General features: G+C 69.8%; 21 protein-coding genes and 1 tRNA gene. 6 read left to right on the top strand and 16 right to left on the bottom strand.

The window, feature by feature from the left end; genetic code table 11:
• The first annotated feature begins 90 nt into the window (after positions 1–90).
• A tRNA-Lys gene (locus ACFFRH_RS10535) sits at positions 91–164 on the top strand.
• A gap of 213 nt (positions 165–377) precedes the next feature.
• On the top strand, positions 378–560 hold the full coding sequence (locus ACFFRH_RS10530; protein ID WP_344745342.1) for a hypothetical protein: 183 nt from the start codon (positions 378–380) through the stop codon (positions 558–560).
• A 12-nt stretch (positions 561–572) separates the two neighbouring features.
• On the opposite strand, the gene ACFFRH_RS10525 is transcribed toward ACFFRH_RS10530, so the two are convergent.
• From ACFFRH_RS10525 to ACFFRH_RS10515, 3 genes are all read right to left on the bottom strand, one after another.
• Positions 573–1514, bottom strand: coding sequence for a hypothetical protein (locus tag ACFFRH_RS10525; RefSeq protein WP_344745343.1), 942 nt, complete (start codon positions 1512–1514; stop codon positions 573–575).
• Between the two features lie 324 nt (positions 1515–1838).
• On the bottom strand, positions 1839–3041 hold the full coding sequence (locus tag ACFFRH_RS10520) for a serine hydrolase domain-containing protein (protein WP_344745344.1): 1203 nt from the start codon (positions 3039–3041) through the stop codon (positions 1839–1841).
• Positions 3042–3150: 109 nt separating this feature from the next.
• The gene (locus ACFFRH_RS10515) at positions 3151–4317 is read right to left on the bottom strand and encodes a serine hydrolase domain-containing protein (RefSeq protein WP_344745345.1); all 1167 of its coding nucleotides are present in this window, start codon (positions 4315–4317) and stop codon (positions 3151–3153) included.
• Positions 4318–4596: 279 nt separating this feature from the next.
• Between ACFFRH_RS10515 and ACFFRH_RS10510 the strand changes: the two genes are divergently transcribed.
• Complete coding sequence (locus ACFFRH_RS10510) at positions 4597–4854, top strand: RNaseH domain-containing protein (RefSeq protein WP_386155913.1); 258 nt, start codon at positions 4597–4599, stop codon at positions 4852–4854.
• Positions 4855–5288: 434 nt separating this feature from the next.
• Here ACFFRH_RS10510 and ACFFRH_RS10505 read toward each other — a convergent pair whose 3' ends face one another.
• From ACFFRH_RS10505 to ACFFRH_RS10485, 5 genes are all read right to left on the bottom strand, one after another.
• On the bottom strand, positions 5289–5873 hold the full coding sequence (locus ACFFRH_RS10505) for an ATP-binding protein (RefSeq protein WP_386155911.1): 585 nt from the start codon (positions 5871–5873) through the stop codon (positions 5289–5291).
• 381 nt (positions 5874–6254) lie between these two features.
• Positions 6255–6869: a hypothetical protein gene (locus tag ACFFRH_RS10500; protein WP_344745347.1), complete on the bottom strand. Its 615-nt coding sequence runs from the start codon at positions 6867–6869 to the stop codon at positions 6255–6257.
• Positions 6870–6872: 3 nt separating this feature from the next.
• Complete coding sequence (locus ACFFRH_RS10495; RefSeq protein ID WP_344745348.1) at positions 6873–7373, bottom strand: class I SAM-dependent methyltransferase; 501 nt, start codon at positions 7371–7373, stop codon at positions 6873–6875.
• On the bottom strand, positions 7316–8218 hold the full coding sequence (locus ACFFRH_RS10490; protein WP_344745349.1) for a hypothetical protein: 903 nt from the start codon (positions 8216–8218) through the stop codon (positions 7316–7318). The genes ACFFRH_RS10495 and ACFFRH_RS10490 overlap by 58 nt, the downstream gene beginning before the upstream one ends.
• A 15-nt stretch (positions 8219–8233) precedes the next feature.
• Positions 8234–8986: a hypothetical protein gene (locus tag ACFFRH_RS10485; protein ID WP_344745350.1), complete on the bottom strand. Its 753-nt coding sequence runs from the start codon at positions 8984–8986 to the stop codon at positions 8234–8236.
• A gap of 170 nt (positions 8987–9156) precedes the next feature.
• On the opposite strand from ACFFRH_RS10485, the gene ACFFRH_RS10480 reads away from it, so the two are divergent.
• The 3 genes from ACFFRH_RS10480 (at position 9157) to ACFFRH_RS10470 (ending at position 11947) form a co-directional block, all read left to right on the top strand.
• Positions 9157–10524, top strand: coding sequence for an NsdA family TPR-like regulatory protein (locus tag ACFFRH_RS10480; RefSeq protein ID WP_344745351.1), 1368 nt, complete (start codon positions 9157–9159; stop codon positions 10522–10524).
• 13 nt (positions 10525–10537) lie between these two features.
• The gene (locus ACFFRH_RS10475) at positions 10538–11020 is read left to right on the top strand and encodes an NUDIX domain-containing protein (RefSeq protein ID WP_386155908.1); all 483 of its coding nucleotides are present in this window, start codon (positions 10538–10540) and stop codon (positions 11018–11020) included.
• Between the two features lie 114 nt (positions 11021–11134).
• A complete protein-coding gene (locus tag ACFFRH_RS10470) occupies positions 11135–11947 on the top strand; it encodes a DUF1684 domain-containing protein (RefSeq protein WP_344745353.1) in 813 nt (270 codons plus the stop codon).
• Positions 11948–12109: 162 nt separating this feature from the next.
• Here the strand turns inward: ACFFRH_RS10470 and aroC are convergent, their stop codons facing one another.
• The 8 genes from aroC to ACFFRH_RS10430 all read right to left on the bottom strand — a co-directional run bounded on the left by aroC (position 12110) and on the right by ACFFRH_RS10430 (position 22026).
• Complete coding sequence (gene aroC, locus ACFFRH_RS10465) at positions 12110–13294, bottom strand: chorismate synthase (RefSeq protein ID WP_344745354.1); 1185 nt, start codon at positions 13292–13294, stop codon at positions 12110–12112.
• Positions 13291–14499, bottom strand: coding sequence for a 3-hydroxybenzoate 6-monooxygenase (locus tag ACFFRH_RS10460; protein ID WP_344745355.1), 1209 nt, complete (start codon positions 14497–14499; stop codon positions 13291–13293). The genes aroC and ACFFRH_RS10460 overlap by 4 nt, the downstream gene beginning before the upstream one ends.
• Before the next feature lie 7 nt (positions 14500–14506).
• Positions 14507–14839, bottom strand: coding sequence for a hypothetical protein (locus ACFFRH_RS10455; protein WP_344745356.1), 333 nt, complete (start codon positions 14837–14839; stop codon positions 14507–14509).
• Positions 14840–15189: 350 nt separating this feature from the next.
• Positions 15190–17637, bottom strand: a complete 2448-nt coding sequence (locus ACFFRH_RS10450) for a non-ribosomal peptide synthetase (RefSeq protein WP_344745357.1) — start codon at positions 17635–17637, stop codon at positions 15190–15192.
• Positions 17638–17674: 37 nt separating this feature from the next.
• The gene (locus tag ACFFRH_RS10445) at positions 17675–18838 is read right to left on the bottom strand and encodes a 3-deoxy-7-phosphoheptulonate synthase (RefSeq protein WP_344745359.1); all 1164 of its coding nucleotides are present in this window, start codon (positions 18836–18838) and stop codon (positions 17675–17677) included.
• A 35-nt stretch (positions 18839–18873) separates the two neighbouring features.
• Positions 18874–19896, bottom strand: a complete 1023-nt coding sequence (locus ACFFRH_RS10440) for a ketoacyl-ACP synthase III family protein (protein ID WP_344745360.1) — start codon at positions 19894–19896, stop codon at positions 18874–18876.
• Positions 19883–20440, bottom strand: a complete 558-nt coding sequence (locus ACFFRH_RS10435) for a type II toxin-antitoxin system RatA family toxin (protein ID WP_344745361.1) — start codon at positions 20438–20440, stop codon at positions 19883–19885. The genes ACFFRH_RS10440 and ACFFRH_RS10435 overlap by 14 nt, the downstream gene beginning before the upstream one ends.
• Positions 20441–20445: 5 nt before the next feature.
• Entirely contained in the window at positions 20446–22026 is a 1581-nt protein-coding gene (locus tag ACFFRH_RS10430; protein ID WP_344745362.1) for an aldehyde dehydrogenase family protein, read from the bottom strand.
• Between the last annotated feature and the right edge of the window lie 125 nt (positions 22027–22151).

The following is a 22151-nucleotide window of genomic DNA, read 5'->3' as shown; positions in this document are numbered from 1 at the left end:
TGATCGTCTCCACCCACGGCCGCCCTCGACCGGTGGTCGCCGCTGAATTCGAGGCGCCGCCCGATGTGCGCTATCCTTCAAGGGCTTCAAGCGCCGCTAGCTCAGTTGGTTAGAGCAGCTGACTCTTAATCAGCGGGTCCGGGGTTCGAGTCCCTGGCGGCGCACAGTGCATCTACCAGCGCATCCCCTGATTACCAGGGGATGCGCTGGTGTCGTTTACGGGGTGCTTCGGCCCCCGCGTCAGCTCGTTGTTCGCTCGGATGTCGTGATCATGTCGGCGGGGTGCGGCGGATGCTGTCGCCGTAGGCGATCATGCTGATGCATCGTGCCTGTCCGGTGGCTGGAGGGCTGCCGCCTGCTCGACAAGGTGCGCCGTCATGAAGTACTTCGAGGAGACTGGTCATATTTGGAGGACCCTCGTCCCCAAGTTCGGCCAGGCCAGCACTGTCCAAGGCGAGTTGCTTTGCGCGGACGAGAAGCTTCGAGACGAGACCACTCGCAACGGCAACATCAACTGGGACGGCGGCCACGAGCGCCTGCCGAGGATGAGTGGCGGCTGACACCGCCATGCGTCAGCTCTGCTGGTAGTGGACTGCGGCTAGGCCGCATGGCGCGTGGACGTAGAGGTAGTAGGCGCCTTCGCCGTCCCACAGGTCGGCACCGTTGACCAGGCCGACGTAGTCCATGGCACGCCGGCATCCTGGGCAGGTCGGGTAGGTCGGATCCTGGATCCAGTCACCCCGTCCGCCGAGGGTCGACCCGCCGGAGTCCCAGGCGCCGGCCATGGCGTCGGTCGCCCGGCGCGCGCCGAGGACCATCCTGTTCTCCGGCGGTGGTTCGGGTTGGCCCACCTGCAGGTAGCTGGGCCGCACGGTGTGCGGCGACCACGCCGATCCGCCGTCGGACGTGACCGTCACATAGATCGTGTCGTAGCAGGTGCACAGGTGGCAGACGGAGATCCGCAGGCGCCCTTTCCAACCGGTGTGTGTGAGCGCTTGCTCCACTGCGGCGTCGGCGGTGTCCACGTCGAGCGCGGCCCAGAGGGAACTGCCGCACCACGGGCAGGTCTCCACAGCCGGTGTGGCACCGGGCTCGGGCACGAGCTGGAACGCCGAGGAGCCGCACAGCTCGCGAACCCCGTGTTCCTCAAGCTCCCAGCCCCCATCGCGCGCGAGGGCGTCCACGCCCCGTTCGTACGGGTCAATGCCTGGCGGCGGAGAGTCCCGCCATCGGATGAACGCGGCTGTCACGACCGGGCCGCGCATCTGAGTGAGCAGGAAGACCAACCTGGCAGGGAAGTCGGTTTCGCCGCTATCGATGCGGCGAATGAGTTCCTGCTGGAACTCCTCGTCGCCGCCGCGATACAAGACCTCGGCCCGCCACCGGGCATCGGCGTCCAGAAGCCGGAGCAGGTACGGGGCCACGCGGCCCGGATCGGCCGCCGCGATATCCGCGACCTGGTCGATCAGATCGTCTTCTCCGGCCTCGATGCGGCGCACCAGGTCTTCGATCATGACGGTGAGGGTACCGGAGTAGCGTGACCACACCTTGGCGGAACTCCACCCGCCGACCTTGCTCAGAACACCGTGTCCAGCGGGTAGGGGGAGAACCGCAGCGCGTCGTTCGCGGGACGGCCGGCGGGTGGCCGTTTCACGGTCGTGTCCTCGCGGGAATGGTCGCCGGGTGGCCGGACGACTCCCGGAACGCCGGCACCCCCGCGTGCCGCCGGGGCGGTGCGGGGGCGAGCGGGGGTCGGTCACCTGTTGCCCGCGCAGGGTGGTGCGGGGGCGGGCGGGGCGGTCACCCGTCGCCTGTACAGGGGTGCGGGGCGGTCACCGTCACTTGCACAGGGCGGTGTCGAGGGCCTTCTCCACGTTCTTGGCGCTCTTCAGGGTGACGGGCAGGGCGGTGACGGCGACGGCCGCGGCCCTGCCGTCCTTGGTCACCGCGTTGCGGGTGGTGTAGCCGGGGGCGTTCCCGCCGTGGGTCCAGGCGAAGCCGCCGCAGCTCAGCTTGAAGGTGGCCAGGCCCAGGCCGTAGCGGCCGCCGCCGACGGTGTCGGAGCCGGGCGCCGCGACGGTCTTCTTCATCTCCGCCAGCTGGGCCGGTTCGAGCAGTTCGCCGTCCAGCAGCGCGAGCAGGAAGCGGTTGAGGTCACCGGGGCTGCCGATCAGCTGGCCGGCGGCCCAGCCGGACGAGGGGTCGAACCTGGTGACGTCGACCCACGGCTCGGAGGGCTTGGCCGCGAAGTAGCCGTGCGGGTGGGGGCCGCGGATGCCCCTGTCGCGGGCCTTGGGCCAGTAGGTGTCGCGCAGCCCGAGGCGCTTGATGATCCGGTCGGTGATCTCGCGGCCGACCGGGCGGCCGGTGACCTTCTCCACGACCATGCCGGCCAGCACATAGTTGGTGTTGCTGTAGCCCCAGCCCTTGCCGGGCTCGAACAGCGCCTTCCGCTTCAGGGCGAGGTCCACCATCTCCCGCGGCTTCCAGTACTTCCGCAGGAAGAGGTCGAAGTCGGCGAAGAGGGCCTCGTCGTAATCGGGCAGACCGCTGGTGTGCTGGAGGAGCTGGCGGACCGTGATCTTACGGCCGTCGCCGGCCTTGCCGCGGACCAGCTTCGGCAGGTACCTCTCGATCGGCGCGTCCAGCTCGATCCTCCCCTCGCCGACGAGCTGCAGCACGACGGTTGCGGTGTACATCTTGGTGTTGCTGGCGATGCGGACCCGCCCGTCGACGGGAACCTCGCTCCTGGTCTTCAGGTCGCCGACGCCCGCGGTGTAGTAGCGCACGTCACCGTCGCTCTCGTGCACCGTCGCGAGCGCGCCGGGGAATCCGTCCTTCTTGACGAGGTCGTTCAGTGCCTTCTGCAGGGGCGGGACGCCGGCGGCGGCAGCGGTGGCGGTGGCGGTCCGGGCGGGGGTCGCGGCGGTCGCCGCCGGAGCGGTCAGGACGCCGGCGAGGGCCAGTCCGCTCAGGGCCGTCAGAGCCGTCAGGGTCTTCAGGGGGGTCGACGGGCGGTGGTGCTCGGTGAACGCGGGCATGGGAGTGCTCCTGGGGAGAGGGGTTCGGGCGGTAGGAGAAGCCGGGAAAGGCAGGGAAGAGGCCGGGGCGAGGGAGGGGCGAGGGAGGGGCGAGGCGGCCGGGGAAGCGCTACTCGGCGCCGCAGAGGATGTCGTCGGTGACCTTGATGGCCTTCAGTGCCCCGGCCTCGCTGCCGGGCAGGGCGGTCACCGCGAGCGCGGTCGCCCGGCCGTCGGTGGTGGCGGCGTTGCGGGTCTCGTAGCCGTCGATGTCGCCGCCGTGGCCCCACGCGGTGTCGCCGCAGCTCAGCTTCATCTTGACCACGCCGAGCCCGTAGCGCCATCCCTCGGGGAACCCGGGGGCCTTGACCGTCTTCTTCATCTCCGCCAGCTGCGCGGGCTTGAGCAGCTTGCCGTCCAAAAGAGCGAGGAAGAAGGTGTTGAGGTCGTTCGGGGTGCCGATGAGCTGGCCGGCCGCGCCGCCCCAGGACGGGTCCATCGTGGTGATGTCGACGAACTCGCCCTTGCGCTTGCCGACCGTGTAACCGCGGGGGTGCGGGCCCTTGATGGTCTGGTCGCCGACGCCCGGCCAGTAGGTGTCACGCAACCCGGCGCGGTCGATGACCCGCCTGGTGACCTCTTCGGCGATCGGCCGGCCGGTGACCTTCTGCACGACCAGGCCGAGCAGCAGGTAGCCGGTGTTGCTGTACTCCCAGCCCTTGCCCGGCCTGAACGACGCCTTGTGGCGCAGCGCCACGTCGATCATGTCCCTGGACTCGACATAGCGATGCTGGATCTTGGAAAAGTCCTCGTGCATGTAGCGGGTGTAGTTGGGCAGGCCGCTGGTGTGCTGGAGAAGCTGGCGGATCGTGATCTCGCGTCCGTCACCGGCCTTGCCACGGACCAGGCCGGGCAGATACTTCTCGACCGGCCCGTCCAGCTCGATCCTTCCCTCGCCGACGAGCTGCAGCACGACGGTGGCGACGAACGTCTTGGTGTTGCTGCCGATGCGCACCCGGCCGTCGGCCGGCACCTCCTCCCGCGTCTCCAGGTCGCCGACGCCCGCCGTGTACGTGGTGACGCGCCCTTCGGTGTCGCGTACCGAGGCGAGCGCGCCGGGGAACTCCTCGCCGATCAGCCCGTCGAGTGACCTCTGCACACCGTCGTCGGAACCGGCGGCCGTGGAAGCGGACGCCGCGGCCGACGCCGTGAGCGGCGCGGCGACGGCGCCGACGGCGATCATCGTGGCGAGCCCGCAGGCGAGGAGGCGGGAGCGGGGAGAGGAGGGCTTGTACACCGGAACTCCTTGTTCGAGGGTCACTTACCGACCCCTGAAGCATGTCGCGGGGGAGATCGTCGCTTCGATCCCGCGAGCTGGAGACTCCTGGTACAGCTGGTACCACCTCCACCCGCTCAGCCGATCGCATACGGCCTGGTCGTACCGCTGTTTTTTCCCGCGTCGCCCTCGCACAGCCACCGTCGGCGACTTCGCCTCTTTTGCACCACGGCGCTCCAAGCCTGTGCGATCTTTGGATCTTCAGGCGGATCGAAGGCCCAGATCCCGAGGTGGCTCCGCGTGGACCTGGGCCGCGCGGTGTCCGCCGGGTGCCTTGTCGAAGCGAAAGGCCGGCCCACGTCACTCCTCGATCCGGTTGACGCACCGTCGATGCTTGCACGGACGACCGCACGTTTGTGTCACCAGACCATCGCCTGGTCCGACCGTTCCCGTTACCCCGTGCCTTTGCATGCAGCGAGGCAGATGGACCTCGACCATCCCCAGTACCGGCGGTCTGCGCCCTCTGAGGAGCAGGAAGACGAAGCCACCGACGAGTAACCGCGAAATGCGCTGACTATGATGCCGGGAGTGGAGGGGATTGACACCGCTACTCTGCATCCTGCATGCGGTCCAGCAGATGTGTGGATGGGCACGAAGACGACGTTGGGGCCGGGACCCGCACGCAGGTCGTTGACTCTTAATAAATGGGTCCAGGGTTCGAGTCCTTGGCGGCGCGTTCTGATGTGAATTGACGATCTGGGCATTCCCGCCGTCGGCGGGAATGCCCAGTCGACCGGCCAGCAGGAGAACTGGCTCTCGCTGACCGCACCCGATTCGCTTCCGGGCCGTCGTCGCCGCTGAAGCAGCACACAGCCCCGGCTGCCGTCGTCCTGCGTTACACGGGACTTGGGTGGACGGGGCTCGGCGCGGAAAGCGTCGGCCTTATCCTCGTTCAAGGAGGGCCAGCCTGGTATGAACAGGCTGGGCCTCCCCTACGCGACAGCGACCCCCTGGCCCTCCTGCGCGGTCTCGATTTTGAGGGTGAGGTCGATGTCGGCCCATACGGTGTGGCCGAGCTGCGGGCTTCCGTGGACGCCGATGGTCAGGGCGAGTTCCTTTACGAGAAGGATCCCGAACCCGCCCTCCACGAGCTTCCCGCCCGCTGCGGAGGTGAGGACGGGTCGTCCGGCTCCGCCGAGATCGGTGACGGCCAGGTACGCGAGGTCGTCCAGGACGACTTCGACGCCGAACCAGCCGTCGTCATGTCCGGAGACGGTGTGGAGTACGGCGTTGTTGCACAACTCCGCCGCGATCGTTCCTGCATCGTCGCTACGCGGGGTTCCGGCGAAGAGCCCTTCGACAAAGTGGCGGGCCTCGGACACCTGCTGAGGGGTGCCGGGGAAGGTGCGTCGCCACACCATCGGTCCCGGCACCCGGAGCCATTCCTCGGGGCTGGCATAGCCCCACTTTCCTCGGTGCATCGCTGATCTATCTCCAGGATGGGTGTTCCGGCCACCGGTTGACGGCCGGTGATCACACGCGCGGTACGTGGCGGTATCGGGCACCAACTCGCCCATCAAGGTCAAGTTCAGTACACGGCTCCACCTCCCCGCGTGTTTGAGGCGTTCGGGCATGTCATACGGCCTTCCGACACGGATGCCGCACTCCGAAAGCGAGGCCGTCACCCCTGTTGATCCGACTTATCAACGCCGCCCCCGCTTGTTGCTCGGGTGGCGAGGAGATCGGACAGCCGCATGCGAAGGCGACGAAGGTCAACCCACCCATGCGCGCTGTAGTCCATCCCCGTTCGAGGTCGGCGATCGCCGTCAGGTAGCGGGGATACTGGGATGCTCGGTGGTCCGCGACAAGCCACCGGCGCACCGCGGCGAGTGCCTGGTCGCGGCTGACCGGTGGTGCGGTCCGCAGGTCCTGCGGGGGACCGGAGGCGTGCCACTGGGTCACGGACGGAAGGAGGGGGGCCATGTCAGCGGCTCCACGTCGGCTGGGCCAGGCATGGATTCCCCATAGCGAACGCCCTTTCCGGCGCGTGCGCGCGAGCGCCATTCTGCGATCTCGTTAAGACCGGTCGCTTTGAGGTCAGCGGCTGTCAGCCCGAGGTAGGGGTTCGGCTGGATCAGGATCGTGAGGACTCCGGTCGTGGTGCGGTCGCCGGCCCAGGTGTGATCGGCGGATGTGAAGTCGTCGTCGATCCAGACGAGCGGCTGGTCGGTGAAGAGCTGGGCGATGGTGTCGCGTTTCCAGAGGTAACCGTTGGGGTGGCTGGTGGTGAGCGGGAGGCGGGGCAGGTCGATGTGGTCCCAGGTGGGCAGGCCGAGAAGGCTGCCGACGAGGGGCGCGGCGTCTGCACGCCAACTGGTGCACCACACAGGGCTGAGGGCGTAGCGGTTGATCAGGTCGAGGACAAGGCGGCCGGTGGCGGGGTTGAGCCAGATCGCGACGGGCTCGCTGTAGCCGGTGGGGGTGACGTGGTGGGTGCGGAAGCCGTCGGGAATCTCTCCAGCGGGGCCGGGGAATGGGATATGGACGCCGTCGATGTCGCACAGAAGGTGCATTGGTCAGCTCCTGGTGTAGATGAGGACCAGGTCCGTGGTGTCGGTCGCGCGCAGGGTGAGGGCGAGTCGTCCGCCGTGGCGAAGGGCGCGGGTGGTCGCGGTCAGGAGCGGGCGTAGGTTGGCGCGTTCGACGAACGAGAAGGCACCGAAGATCGAGAGGCAGAGGTCGATGGACTCGGGTGGGTGGGATCGGAGGTAGGCGGCTGCGTCTGTCCGGATGAAGGCGAGGCGGGGAAGACCTGCGTAGAGGATCCGGGCACGCTGGATTTTGAGAGGGTCGTGGTCGATGCCGACCCCCTCGGCGCGGTGATGGATGGCGAGGTGGGCGAGGTTGTGTCCGCTGCCGCAGCCGAGTTCGACGACCCGCCTGCCTGTGAGATCGCCGAAGACCGTGGGTGGAGGGCCGATTCCTGCGGCTCGGGTCCACTCGAACCGGTCGCGGACGGTCAGGCTCGCAGGAGAAGTGCGGCTTCGGTGAGGTGACGGGAGATCGCGGAGATCCATGTGTCTTCGGCTCCTTCGGCCCACCCGATCGTGAGCTGGTGGGTGAACCAGTCGGCCACCCAGACGCGGTGCCAGCCGAGCGCCCAGCGGGCGGAACTCAACCCGCCCCTTGAGGCTGCCGCCTCCTCGGGGCCGCCGGCGGCGACGTAGGAGGTGATGAGCTCGTTGAGCTTGCCGGTGTCGGGAGCATCGATCGTGCCGTGCCAGGACGCCAGGTCGAGCAGCCCGGGACCGTGGAACGCCCGCGCGAAGTCCAGGAGGTGCGTCTCGGTCTTCGTGAGATGCACGGAGGTCGGATGCCATTCGGAGTGGCACAGCCCGAACGGCGGAAGATCGGTTCCGACGGAGCGGGCATCGGCGACCTTCGCCAGACCGCGAGCGGTCTCGGTGAGTGCGCCGAGGTCACATCCGGGGCCGTCGAGGTGAGCGAGACGCGCACGGATCTGCTCGGGCATCGCGGCCAGGCACCCCCCGTCCATGGTCGGCAGGTCTTTGGTGTCGCAGATGGCATGAACGCGAACAGCCAGAGCGGCACCTTCGGCGTCGGTTGCCTGCCGACCGGCCGGGCCGAGGTCGGTCAGCAGCATTCCGAGCAATCCAGGTGTTCGGTCGACCGCCAGGCGGGCCGGGACCGGCAACCCGCCCTCCTCGGCAACCGCCAAGGCGTGGTCTTCGGCTGCGAAGGGGCCTTCGGCGTACTTGAACACCACCGAGGTGCCGTCAGCCAGGTGAAGGCGTTCCACGCCCGAACGCGCCCAGACGCGGATCTCCTCGCGTTCGACCGGCCCTTGCACGACGTTGTCCAGCAGCCGGACGAGTAGAGCGTTCACCTCGATGGTGTCCAAGGTCTTGGGCCTTCCTTATCGATCGGTCGTCGGGATGCGGCAGGCTTCGACGGACGCGATCCAGCTGTCCTTCATCGTGGCCAGCTCGCTGCGGAACTTCTCCAGCGGAGCGCCGTAAGGGACGACCGCGCCGCCGGTCTGGTTCGGGACGGACTGGCATCCGTGGACGAGACGGCCGCCGAGAGCGGTGTGGGCGCGCACGAGCTCCAGACGGCGGGTCTCGTTGAACCAGCCGCCGTGGTAGACCTCGTCCAGCAGGTCACCCTCGGCGTCGGTGAGGTCGAACACCGCGCGGGTGGTGGAGTTGAAGAACCAGGCAGGCCCGATGTTGGAGATCTCGCCGGTCAGCTCGACCTTGTTGAGCGCCATGAACGTGCCCGCCTGCCGGAGCATCATCAGATGCTTCTCGGTGATCTCCGGCATACCGAGATCGGCCAGATGCTCGGCGCGGAACACGTACCGGTACACCTCCCACCCGATCTGCAGGACGGTCGTTGCGTCGCTGGTCGGCGTGGCGTTGGCGCGGATATAGTCCAGCGCGAGCTGCTCCAACGAGGTGTCCGGGGTCTCGTGGGCGTCGAGCATGTTGCGCCGCACCTGCTGCCAGGGGATGACGAGCCAGGTGTGGTTGGTGAACTTGAAGAAATACTCCTCGGGGTCGAGGGTGACGCGGTGGCCGTCCACTGTGATACCGGGGATACGGTTCCAGCGCGGATCGAACACCTCGGGCAGCTCGATGCTGATCTTGTCGTGGGTGGCAGTGGACACTTCGTTCTCCGTTCGAGAGGACAGGCAGCGGCACCCGTACGGGATCGCAGGAAAGAGGTTTTTTCACGCTCCGCGTTCGGGTTCCTACTAAGAGTGGCTCTCTGGGCGTGAGGCGGCTATGGTCAATGGCGTCGCAGAACGTTTAATCGGTTTATCCGTAGGGAGTTCCGATGGCGAGGTACTCCGGCCAGCGTTCCCCCAACGACCGGCTGCGGGAGATGATCGCGGCTTCGGGCTTGAGCTATGAGGGCGTGGCGCGCGCCGTTGTGCGCGTCGCTGCGGAGAACGGGGAAGTTCTGCGGACGAACAAGTCCGCCATCTCGCATTGGGTTGCGGGCGTTGAACCGAATGAACGGACTGCCTGCTACCTCGTCGAGGCTCTCTCGCGCCGCGCCGGACGTCCGGTGACGAAGCTGCAGCTCGGTTTCCAGACTGACGAGTCGCCGGTGCTGGAAGGCGCGCACCCTGTCGAAACCGCGACCATGCTCAGCCGGGCCGATATCGAGAACAGAAGCTTCCTCGCCACCGCCGTCTACACCACGGACCGGGTGAGTCTGCCTCTCGGCTACGACTCAGAGGCGGTGAGCAGGCTCCTGCGGGCACGGACCGGCAGCGCGCGAGTCGGTGCCAGAGAAGTGGCCGTCGTCCGGCAGATCACCAAAGCGTTCGGTGCGGCCGATGAGCGCCTCGGCGGGGGGCACGGCCTCACTACCGTTGCCGCCTACCTGGCCGACACCGTCGCCCCCATGCTGTCCGGCCGCTTCACCGACGAAGCGACACGTCGCGACGCGTTCGGTGCCACTGCCGAGCTCGCCTGGCTGCTCGGTTGGAAGCATCACGACCTCGGACATGAGGGCGCGGCCCAGCGGTACTACCTCACCGGCTTCCAACTCGCCGTCGAGGCCGACCCGGGCGCCCACGCCGCTTGGATGATGCGCGCGATCGCCCACCAAGCGCTCAGCCTGAAGGAACATCAGCACAGCCGGGACCTCATCGAAGCGGCCCTCAAACGCGCTAAAGGCCGCTGTGACGGTGCCACCGAAGCGCTTCTGCGCATCACGCACGCTCGTTCCCACGCCGCTCTCGGTGAGAAGGCCGGAGCAGCGAGAGCACTCCTCGCGGCCGAGGACGCTCTCTCCCGACCAGGCGATCCGCAACCCTCATACTCGCTCCTCATGGGACCCGCCTCCGGCACCGTCGACTCCCACACCGCCAGGACGCTCACTGAAATGGGCGACCATGTGGGCACCGAGGCCCGGCACCGGGCGGCCTTCACATCCTGGGACCCCGTCGCTTTTCCCCGCGTCCACCTGCTCACCCACATGGACCTCGGGGACTGCCTCGCCGCCCAGGTAAGAGCCGACGAGGCGATCGGAGCCTGGAACCAGGCACTCGACCTCGCCGAAGGAATGGCGTCAGGCCGGAGCAGAACCGCCCTGGCTAGCATCCGACCGACCCTCGCCGTATACAAGCGCAGAGGCGTCCCCGGCGCGGCCCTGCTGGAACAGCGCATCCGGCACGCGGCCACCGCCGCGTGAAAGGATCGTGTCCATGCCCACGCCCGGCACCGCCCTGCCCCCCGCGCTCGAAGCACACACCCTCCTCGTCGCCGCCGTCATCGTCCACGACCAGGCGCGGCAACGAGTCCTCCTCATACAACGAGCGGCCGGAGCGAAGTTCGCCCCCAACCACTGGGACCTTCCCGTCGGCAAGGCGAGCAAGGGCGAAGTGATCACGCAGACCGCGGTCCGCGAGCTGAAAGAGGAGACCGGACTGGTCGTAGACCCCGCCGACCTCCGAGTAGCCGGTCTCATCCACTGCTCCTGGGGTGTCGAGGCACCGAACGGCTTCGTTACCGTTGTCTTCGTCACCGACACCTGGAGCGGCACCCCGATCAACGCCGAACCTCGCAAACACGCACGCGTCGCCTGGCACCCGGCAGACGAGATACCCCAGGCATTCGTGTCCACCACTCGCGCCGCGCTGATCAACTACCTGACAGGCGGCCCCATGGTGACCACCGAGGGATTCTGACCCTGAGACCTGATGGTTGATTGGGTTCCGGTCGTCCTGAGGTCGACGCTGGACATAAACCAATCTAAAAGGTAGGAATAGTATGAAAAATCTCGCGCGTCTTGAGGAGCAGCCATGGCAGCCGAAGTGATCGACGTGGCCGCGTACGTCCAGGAATGGCAGGACTGGCACCACCGGCACGAGAGGGTGCTGGCCGATCCCCACGGGTTCCTCGCCGTCACCAACCTGCACTGGCTGACGTCTGAACCGCAGCGACTGCCGGATGCTCCAGGGGAGTGGTCGACCGGCGGCGAGGGCGTCGTGGTGACCCTCGGCGACGCGGAGGAACTGGTCGTGGACGGCACGCCTGTGCGCGGCCGGTACGTGTTCGGCCACATCCCCGAACGAGGCTCGATCAACACCACCTGGGGTGAAGCGGTGATCGAGGTGGCCAAGCGGGGCGGGCATGACATCGTCAGGCCCAGACACCCGGACCACCCGCTGCGTGTCGCGTTCGCGGGTACTCCGGTCTTCCCGCCGGACCCGCGATGGTCGGTCGTCGGCCGCTACCTGCCGTTCGACGAGCCCCGGCCGACGGAGGTCGGGGCGGCGGTGGAAGGGCTGAGGCACGTTTACGACGCGCCGGGGCGGGTCGAGTTCGAACTCGACGGGCGGACGCTGAGCCTGACGGTGTTCAACGGACACGAGCCGGGCAGCCTGATCGCCCTGTTCACCGACGCGACCTCCGGCGTGACCACCTACGCCGCCAACCGTGTCCTGCAACTCGGGGTGCCCGATGCCGACAACCAGGTGACCGTGGATTTCAACCGGGCCACGAACCTGCCGTGCGCCTACACCGACCTCGCCACCTGCCCGCTGCCGCCGGCGGAGAACCGGCTGCCGGTCGCGATCGAGGCGGGCGAGAAGATCCCCTACGAGCGCGGCTGACGTCCGGACGGGCGCGCCCGTGGCCCCGTGCGTGTCAGCCTCGCGGGCTTCGGGCGCCGCCGGCTCCGTTCCGGCTCCCCCTCCGAGGACGCGATCGTCACGTCGAGGGGGAACCGGCCCAAGACGCTCGCCCGTCCCTCGATGTGCCGCTCTTCCGGGCCGTCAGCCGATGGGAAGGTGGTCGAGGTAGCCCCGGATGTTGCGGCGGGTCTCGGACACCGAGTCCCCGGCGAACTTCTCGGCCACCGCGTCCGCCAGGACGAGCGCGACCATCGCCTCGGCCACGATCCCGGCCGCCGGGACCGCGCACACGTCCGACCGCTGGTGGTGGGCCCGCGCCGGGGCGCCGGTGGTGACGTCCACGGTGGCCAGGGCCCGGGGCACGGTCGCGATCGGCTTCATCGCCGCCCGCACCCGCAGCGGTTCGCCGGTGCTCAGGCCGCCCTCGGTCCCGCCGGAACGCCCCGAGGTCCGCCTGACGCCCTCGCCCGTCGGCACGATCTCGTCGTGCGCCCTCGATCCCGGCGTACGGGCCAGCCCGAAGCCCTCTCCGACCTCGACCCCCTTGATCGCCTGGATGCCCATCAGGGCGCACGCCAGCCGCGCGTCGAGGCGCCTGTCCCAGTGCACGTGGGAGCCGAGCCCCACGGGGACCCCGTAGGCGAGGACCTCGACCACGCCGCCGAGCGTGTCACCGTCCCGGTGGGCCCGGTCGATCTCGGCGACCATCGCCTTGCTCGCGTCCGCGTCCAGACAGCGCACCGGGTCGGCGTCCAGCCTCCCGGTGTCCTCGGGGGTGGGCAGGATCCCCTCGGGAGCCCTGGCCGAGGCCAGTTCCACGACGTGCGAGACGAGCTCGATCCCGGCCGTCTCCCGCAGGTAGGAGCGGGCCACCGCGCCCAGCGCGACCCGCGCCGCCGTCTCCCGCGCGCTGGCCCGCTCCAGGATCGGCCTGGCCTCGTCGAAACCGTACTTCTGCATGCCCGCCAGGTCCGCGTGGCCGGGCCGGGGCCGGGTCAGGGGGGCGTTGCGCGCCAGCCCCTCCAGCACCTCGGGGGCGACCGGGTCGGCCGCCATCACCTGCTCCCACCTGGCCCACTCGGTGTTGCCCACCACGATCGCGACCGGCGAGCCCAGGGTGAGCCCGTGCCGTACGCCGCCGAGGACGGTCACCTCGTCCCGCTCGAACCTCATCCGCGCGCCCCGGCCGTACCCCAGCCGCCGCCTGGCGAGCGCGTCCGCCAGCATCCCGGTGGTGACCGGCACGCCGGCGGGCAGCCCCTCCAGGGTCGCCACCAGGGCGGGCCCGTGGGACTCTCCCGCGGTCAGCCAGCGCAGCCTGCTCATCGGGCCGCCCCCGCGCCGACGCCGAGACCGCGGCTGAAGTCGCGGGCGCCGTGCAGCCAGGCCACCCTGTCGTGCAGGTCGTCCACGGTGAGGGAGGACAGCATCTCGTTCCGCGCCCGTGCCTCGGCGCCCGACGGATGGTAGAGCCGCGTCCCCATCTCGCGGGCCACCAGCTGGGTCCTCGCCGTGCGCTCGCGCCGTTCGGCGTTGTACTTCTCCAGGCGCCGCGGGATCGCGTCCTCGTCCCAGTCGAGCAGCCCGCCGATCACCACCGCGTCCTCAAGGGCCATGCACGCGCCCTGGGCGGCGTACTGCAGCATCGGGTGCGCGGCGTCGCCGAGCAGGGCGACCCGCCCGTCGGTCCAGCGCTCGACCGGGTCGCGGTCGCACAGGACCCAGGTCCTCCACTCCTCGCCCAGTTCCAGCAGGTCACGGGCGGTGTCGCTCAGGCCGGGGAACTCGCCCAGCACGTGGGACCTGTCCGCGGGCTCGCCGGTCACCTCCTCGCGGGCGTCGTCGTCCCGGGTGGCGGCCAGGTTCAGGAACCGGCCGCCGCCGATCGGGTAGTGGACGAAGTGCCATTTCGGGCCCGCCCAGAGGGTGACGGTGTTCCAGCGCAGCTCCTCGGGGACGTTCTCCATGGGGATGACCGAGCGGTAGATGGTGTGCCCGGAGATCCGGGGCCCGCCGTCACCGACGAGCTGCCCGCGGACGGCCGAGCGGATGCCGTCGGCCCCGATGAGGGCGGCGCCGGTGAACCGGTCTCCCGTGTCCGTGACGGCGGTGACACCGGCCGGGCCCTGCTCGTACCGGGTGACCGGCCGGCCGCCGAGCAGCTCGATGTCGCCGGACGCGCGGCAGGCGTCGAGCAGCGGCTGGTACAGGTCGCCCCGGTGGACCACCGCGTACGGGTTGCCGAACCGTCCCCGGTAGGCGCCGGTCAGCGGCATGCTCGCCACCCGCTCGCCCGTCGTGCCGTCCATGAGGCGCAGCTCGTCGATGAAGACCGCCCGGTCGCGTACGGCCTCGCCGACCCCGAGGCAGTCGAGCGCGTGGAAGGCGTTCGGCCCCAGCTGGATGCCCGCGCCCAGTTCGGCGAACGTGGCCTGGCGTTCCAGCACGACCACCCGGTGCCCCCGGCCGGCGATGCTCAGCGCGGCCGCGAGGCCGCCGATGCCGCCACCGGCGATGAGAATCTTCGCCATGTCCTCGTCATCCCTCCAGGGCCAGGCCACGGCCCGCCAGTTCGGCGATGTCGAAGATGCCCTCGGTGGTGGCCTCCACCTCGAAGACGGAGCGCTGGACGGGCGGGAATCCGATCAGTTCGGCGGCCCTGGCCGGCAGCGGGACCGCCGCGGCCTCCGCCGACTCCCAGAGCAACACGGCGCCCCAGCGGTCGCTCCTCCGGTCGGAGATCCAGAACTTCAGGCGCAGCCCGGGAATCGTGGCGAACCGGTCCACCGCCTCGTCGCGCAGGAACGCGCGGAGCGATTCGACGGTCTGGTCCGAATCGCGCAGATCCCACCAGACGACCGCGGCCTGCATACGCTTGACACCTCCGGCGTTCGATTCTTTGTTCCGTCGTCGCCGGTGACGTCGTCTCCGCGAATTCCACGGATTCCGCCTCCGGGTGAACGGCCATTCTTGTGGTTGCCTTCTTTTACGGTAGATCCCTGGTCAGCGCGGGACAACGAGCTGGCGATAAGACATTCTTCTCGGGATGCGAACAAAAAACAGCGACGACTGGAAAGGTGAATACGAGGGCCAATGCGCGGGCCAATGCGCGGGCGCCGGAAAACGGGCGGGCAAAGTGACGGAACCCGACGAAAAGGATCGGCCCCGGTGTAAACCGGGGCCGATCCTTTTCGTCGGACTCGTTTCACAAGAATCGGCGGTCAGCTCCTTCTCGCCTCCGCGACGGTGTGGGCCATCCGCTCGATGCTGGCGTCGTCGAACAGGTCGTCGATGTCGACGTCGACGTCGAAGACCTCGCGGATCCGCTCGGTCAGGCGGGCCGCGCGCAGGGAGTCCCCGCCCAGCTCGAAGAAGTTGTCGAGGATGCCGATGCCCTCGAGTTCCAGCGTCTTCGCCCAGATCCGCTGGAGGGACCGCTCGACGTCGTCGCGCGGCTCCTGGTAGGGGCTGCCGACCTCCGGGCGGGACCGGGGCGGCTCGGGGAGCGCGGTCCGGTCGATCTTGCCGTTCGTCGTCGTCGGGAGACCGCCGATGACGTACGCCGCCGGCACCATGAACGAGGGAAGCGTCTGCCGCAGCGCCGCCCGGACGTCCCGCACCTCGGGGACGGGGCCGGGGCCCGGCTCGATGTAGGCCACCAGCTGGACGTCTCCCTGGCCGTCCTTCTTGGCCAGGACCGCCGCCTGGCCGACGCCCGGCTGGTCGGCCAGGACGGCCTCGATCTCGCCGAGGTGCACCCGGTTGCCGCGGACCTTGATCTGGTTGTCGGTACGGCCGACGATCTCGATGCTCCCGTCGGTCCAGTAGCGCGCCACGTCGCCCGTCCGGTACAGCACCGGGTGACGGACCGGGTCCATCGGGTTGGCGAGCCACTTCTCCGCGGTGGCCTCGGGCCGGCCCAGGTATCCCTCCGACAGACTCTCACCGGCCACGAAGATCTCGCCGACGACTCCCGGCGGGAGGACTTCGAGGTTCTCGCCGAGCACGTACGCCTTGACGTTGGGCGTGGGCCGGCCGATCGGCGGCAGGCGGTGGGCGCGCCCCTCCTCGCCGAGGTCCACGCCGAGCTGGGTGATGTCGCACGTGGCCACCACCGTCGCCTCCGCGGAGCCGTACAGGTTGAACACGTGGAAGGGCAGGTCGGCGGAGGGCCACGACTGCACGCGCTCGCCGCAGATCCTGATGTTGACCAGCTCGGTCTCGGCGGGCCAGTGGAGCGTCCACAGCCGCTCGGCCATGGCCTTCATGAGCAGGGTGTGGGTGATCCGCTCCGAGACGAGCCAGTCGCGCAGCCACTCGGGCGACGTCACGACCGACGGCTCGGGGATGTGGACCGTGGCGCCCGCGGCCAGGACCGAGAAGCACTCGACCTCCACCATGCCGTAGCCGGGCGCCGCCAGCCACGTCCCGCGGGACTTCTCGGTGATGCCGCAGATCACCCGCATGCTGTAGATGAGGTTGCGGGCCGCGCCGTGCGGCACCATGACGGCCTTGGGCACCCCCGTGGAGCCGGACGTGTAGCAGATGTGGATGAGGTCCCCGGCCTCCACCCGCTCGCCGACCGGGGTGGCGGGCTCGTCGCGCCAGTCCGCGTCGTCGAGCGAGAGCACCGGGCAGATCCCGGACACCTTGGGCTCGTGGGCCTTCGTGGTGAGCACCACCACGGCCGAGGCGTCCTCGATCATGAAGCGGACGCGGTCGTCGGGGAACTCGGGGTCGAGCAGGATCGCCGCCGCCCCCGTCTTGAAGCAGGCGAGCTGCGCGATCAGGCTCTCGGCGCCGCGCGGGAAGCAGACCCCGACCCGGTCGCGGGGGCGGACCCCTGTCGAGGCGAGCCGGTGGGCGAGCCGGTTGGCCTGGTCGTCGAGCTCGCGGAAGGTCATCCGGCCACCGGGCCAGGCCACCGCGACCACGTCGGGCGTCCGGCGCGCGATGTCCGCGACGACCTCGTGGAAGAAGAGGTCGGGTACGGGCTCGTCGGTCTGGTTCCAGTCGACCAGGATGCGCCTCGACTCCTCCTCGGTGAGCAGGGGAATGTCCCGCAGCGCGACGGACCGGTCGGCCGCGAGGGCGTCGAGGACCCGCCCCAGGTGCAGCGCGTACTGCGCGGCGGCGTCCGCGTCGAACTCCGCCCGGGACATCACGAGCTCGAAGTCGCCCTCGTCCCGGGTGAGCACGGTCAGCGCGGCACGCGGCCCCGGCTCCCCGCCGTTCGCGGAGACACCGCTTGCGGAGACGCCGTCAGCGGGGGCGGCACTCGCGGGGACGTCTCCCGCGGAGATGCCAGGGACGACAGGGGTGCCGGGGACGCCCGGGACGTCTCCCGTGGAGACGACGGCGTGACAGGTCTCGCCGGTGGACGGCTCGGCCCGTGTGGCGGCGATCCCGGCCAGCAGGTCCGCGGCGGTCGTGTCCCCCGACACCCGCAGCCGGACGGTCTCGGCCGCCCCCTGCCCCGCCCGCCGTCCGATCAGCAGGTCGGTCTCCCCCGTGTAGCGGTGGAGCAGGCCGGCCAGGGCCGCCACCGCGAACGTCTCCCGGTGCTGGACGGCCTTCTCGGGTACGGAAACGGAGTGCCGGTGCGGTGCTCCGGTCCGGTCGTCACCGGCGGGACGGGCGAGGGGAAGCGACGAGTTGGTCGTTTCCATGAGAATCGTTCCTCTCGAAATAGCGTGGGACGGGGGCTCAGGCGAGGGCCGGCAGCGTGGCGGGGAGAGCGGCCTCGGCCAGCAGGGGGGTGTCCTCGGCACCGGCCCGCCGGAGGGAACGCCCGGCCTCGACGGCCTCGGCGAGCTCCTCGATCATCCGGGTGGTCTGCTCCCAGTCCACGCAGGCGTCGGTCACGCTCTGCCCGTACGCGAGGCGCTCCGTCCTTCCCAGGACCAGGTCCTGCCGGCCGGCGGCGAGGAAGCTCTCCAGCATGATCCCGGCGATGCCGATCTCTCCGCCGGCGATCCGCCGCGCGATGTCCGCGGCGACGTGGGGCTGCCGCTCGTGGTCCTTGCCGCTGTTGCCGTGGCTGGCGTCGATGAAGAGGCGCTGCGGCAGTCCCGCGCTCCCCAGCAGTTCGAGGGCGTTCGCCACGTCGGAGGGGCCGTAGTTCGGGGCCGTGCTGCCGCCGCGCAGGACGACGTGGCACTCGGGGTTCCCGCTGGTGGAGACGATCGAGGCGACGCCGTCGTCGTCGATGCCCGGGAACACGTGCCCCTTGGAGGCCGCGACGATGGCGTCGACCGCGTCCTCCACGTGGCCGCTCGTCGCGTTCTTGATGCCGACGGGCATGCTGAGCCCGCTGGTGAGCTGCCGGTGCACCTGGCTCTGGACGGTGCGGGCACCGATCGATCCCCAGGACACGGCGTCGGAGAAGTAGCGGGGGGTCAGCGGGTCGAGGAACTCGCAGCCGATCGGCAGGCCGGTCTCCAGGATGTCCACCATCAGGCTTCTCGCCACGCGCAGCCCGCTGTTGAGGTCGTTCGAGCCGTCGAGGTGGGGATCGCTGATGAGCCCCTTCCAGCCGAGGCGGGTCCTCGGTTTCTCCATGTAGACCCGCATGACGACCACGAGCGAGCCGGACACCCGCCGCGCGAGGTCGGACAGCCGCTCGGCGTAGGTCAGGGCGGCGCAGGGGTCGTGGATGGAGCACGGACCGGCGACCACGACGAGCCGGTCGTTCTGGCCGTTCAGCACCTGGGCGATCTCGTACCGGCCGTTGAGCACGGTCTCCCCGGCGGTGGGCGACATCGGGATCTCCTCCCGCAGCGCGGCGGGCGCGAGGAGCGGCTCGACGGGGGTGACGCGGGAGTCGAGGGAGGGAGTGGGAGACGCGTCGGGACTCTGGGTGACGGTCATGACGGGGTTCCTTCCTGTGGAGTCCTGTGGAGTGGTCAGGCGTCGCGCGCCTCGAGAACGGCCGCGGAGAATGTGAATCCCATGCCGGTGCCGATGAGGAGCACCCGGGCCCCCGGCTCCAGAAGGTCCTCCTTCAACAGGTGGTCCAGGCCGTAGAGCTGGTCGGCGGGGCCGAGATGGCCGATCGTCAGCCCGAGCTCGGCCAGGGTGTTGCCGGGGATGTCGTCCAGGGGCCGTACGAAGCTCTCCTTGAACAGGGCCCGTCCGACGAACGGCGTGACGAGCCAGTCGATCCCGTCCATGGACAGGCCGGCGTCGGACAGCGCCCGGGAGACGACATCGGCGGTCCCGGCCGCCGACCTGGCGCGGACGTCGCGCAGCGACAGCTCGCCGCCGGCCAGGAACTCCCGGGTCCTGCGCCGCATGTCGGGCCGCGGCTCGGGGGCCGTACGGAACGGCTCGTCGCCGCGCGAGAGACCTTCGAGGGCCGTGTCGGTCTCCGAGACGCAGGACAGCAGCCGCAGCCGGCCGCCGCCTCGGGTGACCACCGCCGACGCGGCACCGTCACCGAAGACCATGCCGGGGGAGAGGTACCAGCGGTCGGTGGGCGGGGCGAACCGGTCCGCGACCGTGATGAGGGCGGCGGGGAGCTCGGGGCGTCCCGACAGCATGCTCGCCGCGATCTCCAGGCAGGCCAGGGAGCCGTTCGACGCCGCCGAGACGGTCATCGGCATCCCGGCCATCCGGGTGCCCAGCAGCTCCCCGCCGATCCAGCAGGCCGCGGGCCACATGTCGATGCCCTGGAAGTGGCTGTGGCTGTGCAGGTAGAGCGTGTCGGGGCCGATCTCCGTCCCGAGGGCGGCGGCCTCCTTGAGCGCCTGCCGTCCCGCGGTCACGGCCATCTCCGGGGGAGCGTCGGCGGACTGGGAGACGGAGACCATCCCGGTGCTCTCCGCGACCTCGGCCGAGTACGAGCCGTCCTCGACGGCCCGGCCTATCGGCACCAGGTCGCCGAGCGTGCCGCCCGTGCCGGAGATCCAGATGTCATCGAATCGCATCGCTGAGTGTCCTTTCCGTGCCGGAAATGCCGGAGCTGCCGGGGACGTCGGAGCTGCCGGGGACGCCGTGGACGCCGGTGGCCTCGGGGACGTCCCACAGGTACTCACCGCCCGCGGTGACGTGGATCGGCCCGCAGATCCCGTCGAGGATCCGCCGGACGCTTCGCAGCAGCACCCGTCCGATGGCCGTGTCGATCGCGCCCGCCAGGTGCGGGACGCTCGTGGAGTAGTCCACCTGGTAGGTGACCTCGCAGCCCTCGGCGAGGTCCTCGGTCGTCCAGGAGCCCCTGAAGTCGTGGAAGTCGCCGGTGACCTGCTCGAACTCGATCCGGTAGGGCTGCGCGCCGACCAGGTCGCGGCTGTGCTGGACCCACTCGGCCGTGCCGCCGCGGAAGGCGAGGACCCACTGGCGGAGCCCGCCGCCGATGTCCTCGACGGAGAGGATGTCCGGGGCGCACGCCGGGAACGCCCGGTCGTCGCCGAGCTGCTCGATCAGGTCCTCGGCCGAGCACCACACCGTGGCCTTGAAAGTACGAGATGTCATGTCGTTCACTCCGTATCGGTCGCCGGGCGGACGATGCTGACGCCCTGCAGGTGCGAGGCGCGCAGCATGAGATAGTTCGCCTCCCCGAAGGCGCCGCCGGTCAGGCCGGTCCCGCCGTGGGTGGGCAGGAACGGCAGGAAGCCGGCGTGCGAGTCGTTGATCTTGAGCTGGCCGCCGCCGGTGGCCCCCTCCGCGAACCGGTCGATCACCGAGGGGTCGCCGGCCCAGAAGGAGTCGCGCAGGCCGTACGCGTTGCCGTTCACGAACGCGATGACCCGCTCCAGCAGGTCGTCGTCCGTGGCGCCGGCCTCGGGGACGATGACCGGCAGGAGGGGGAAGAACGTCTCGTCGCGCACCACCCACAGCGACCTGGAGTCGCGGAGCCCGTCGACCCGCAGGATCGTCGGCTCCAGGAAGAACCCGGTCTCCGACGGGGAGCCGTCCACCTCCAGGCGGCGGCCGCCGTGGACGAGCGTCGCGCCCTGCCCGAGCGCCTGGGCGACGCAGGCGTGGAACGCGTCGACCATCAGGACCGGGGTGAGCACGACGCCGCGCTCCTCGGGGTATCCGGGCTGGATCTTCTGCACGGCCACGGTCAGCCGTTCGAGGAGCTCGTCGGCGATCGCGGGGTGGGCGATCACCTGGTTGGGCACGTTGCAGATCTGGCCCGACTGCGTGAAGAACTGGGTGAGGCTCTCCACCGCGACGTCCAGGTCCGCGTCGCGCCAGACCACGAAGCAGTCGTTGCCCGCGAGCTCCAGGATGGGCTTCTTGCCGGCCGCGACGCAGTCGCGCTCCAGGGCCAGGCCCTTCTTGCTGCCGCCGATGTAGACGATGTCGTCGACGTGCTCGCTGGCCAGCCAGGCGTCGAGCATGGGCGGCCCGCAGAGCGCGTTGAGCGTGCCGGGGGGCGCGCCCGCCTCTTCGAGCACCGGCGCCACGATCTCCCGCATCGTGTACATGACCGCGAGCGGGATCCCGCGCGGCGCCCGCACCACCACGGCGTTGCCGGCCAGCAGGGCGGTGATGCCGAACAGGGCGTTGGCGACCGCGGCGTTCTGCGGGGGGTTGACGCAGACGACCCCGTCGGGGACGCGCCGCAGGATCATCTCGCGCTCGCCGTCGTGCCGGTCGAAGCGCATCTGCGCGGCGCACCACCCGAGCGTCTCCCGGCTCCAGCCGGTGAGGGGGATCCCGTCGACCATGCCCTCGGCGAGGGAGCGGGGCTGTCCTTCGGCGACGAGGATCTCGACCAGCTCGTCGCGGTGCTCGGCGAGGCGTTCCGCGATGCGGTACCCGATCTCCATCCGGGTGGCGAGCGGGAAGCGGGCCCATTCGGGGGCGGCCCGGGCCGCCGATTCGAGGGCCAGCTCCACCATCTCCTCGTCGGCGACGGCACACGCTCCCGCGACGACGTCCCCGGCCGATTCGATGTCGACGACGCCCAGGTCGAGGTCGCGCTTGAGCCTCAGGCTGGGGAAGGTGTCCTCCAGGACGGCACGAGTGGTGACCGTGTGGACGTACTTCCCGCTGTCGCCGGTGATGTCCTTGCCGCCGATGTAGGCGGGATAGACCCTGGTGGTCACGTCGCTTCCCTTCGTGCTCCGGATTTCTCTGCCGGTTTTTCTGTTACCAGCAATTACGCTAAGCCGGTAACAAGGGTGGGGCAACGGGGGTGCGATAAGAGCTTCTTCTCGGGATGCGAACGCGG

Origin of the sequence: Streptosporangium vulgare, from assembly GCF_042428775.1 — a bacterium.
In the GTDB taxonomy this organism is placed as follows: domain Bacteria; phylum Actinomycetota; class Actinomycetes; order Streptosporangiales; family Streptosporangiaceae; genus Streptosporangium; species Streptosporangium vulgare.
Note: the sequence above shows the minus strand (reverse complement) of the source record. Positions and strands in the feature narration are given on the sequence as shown.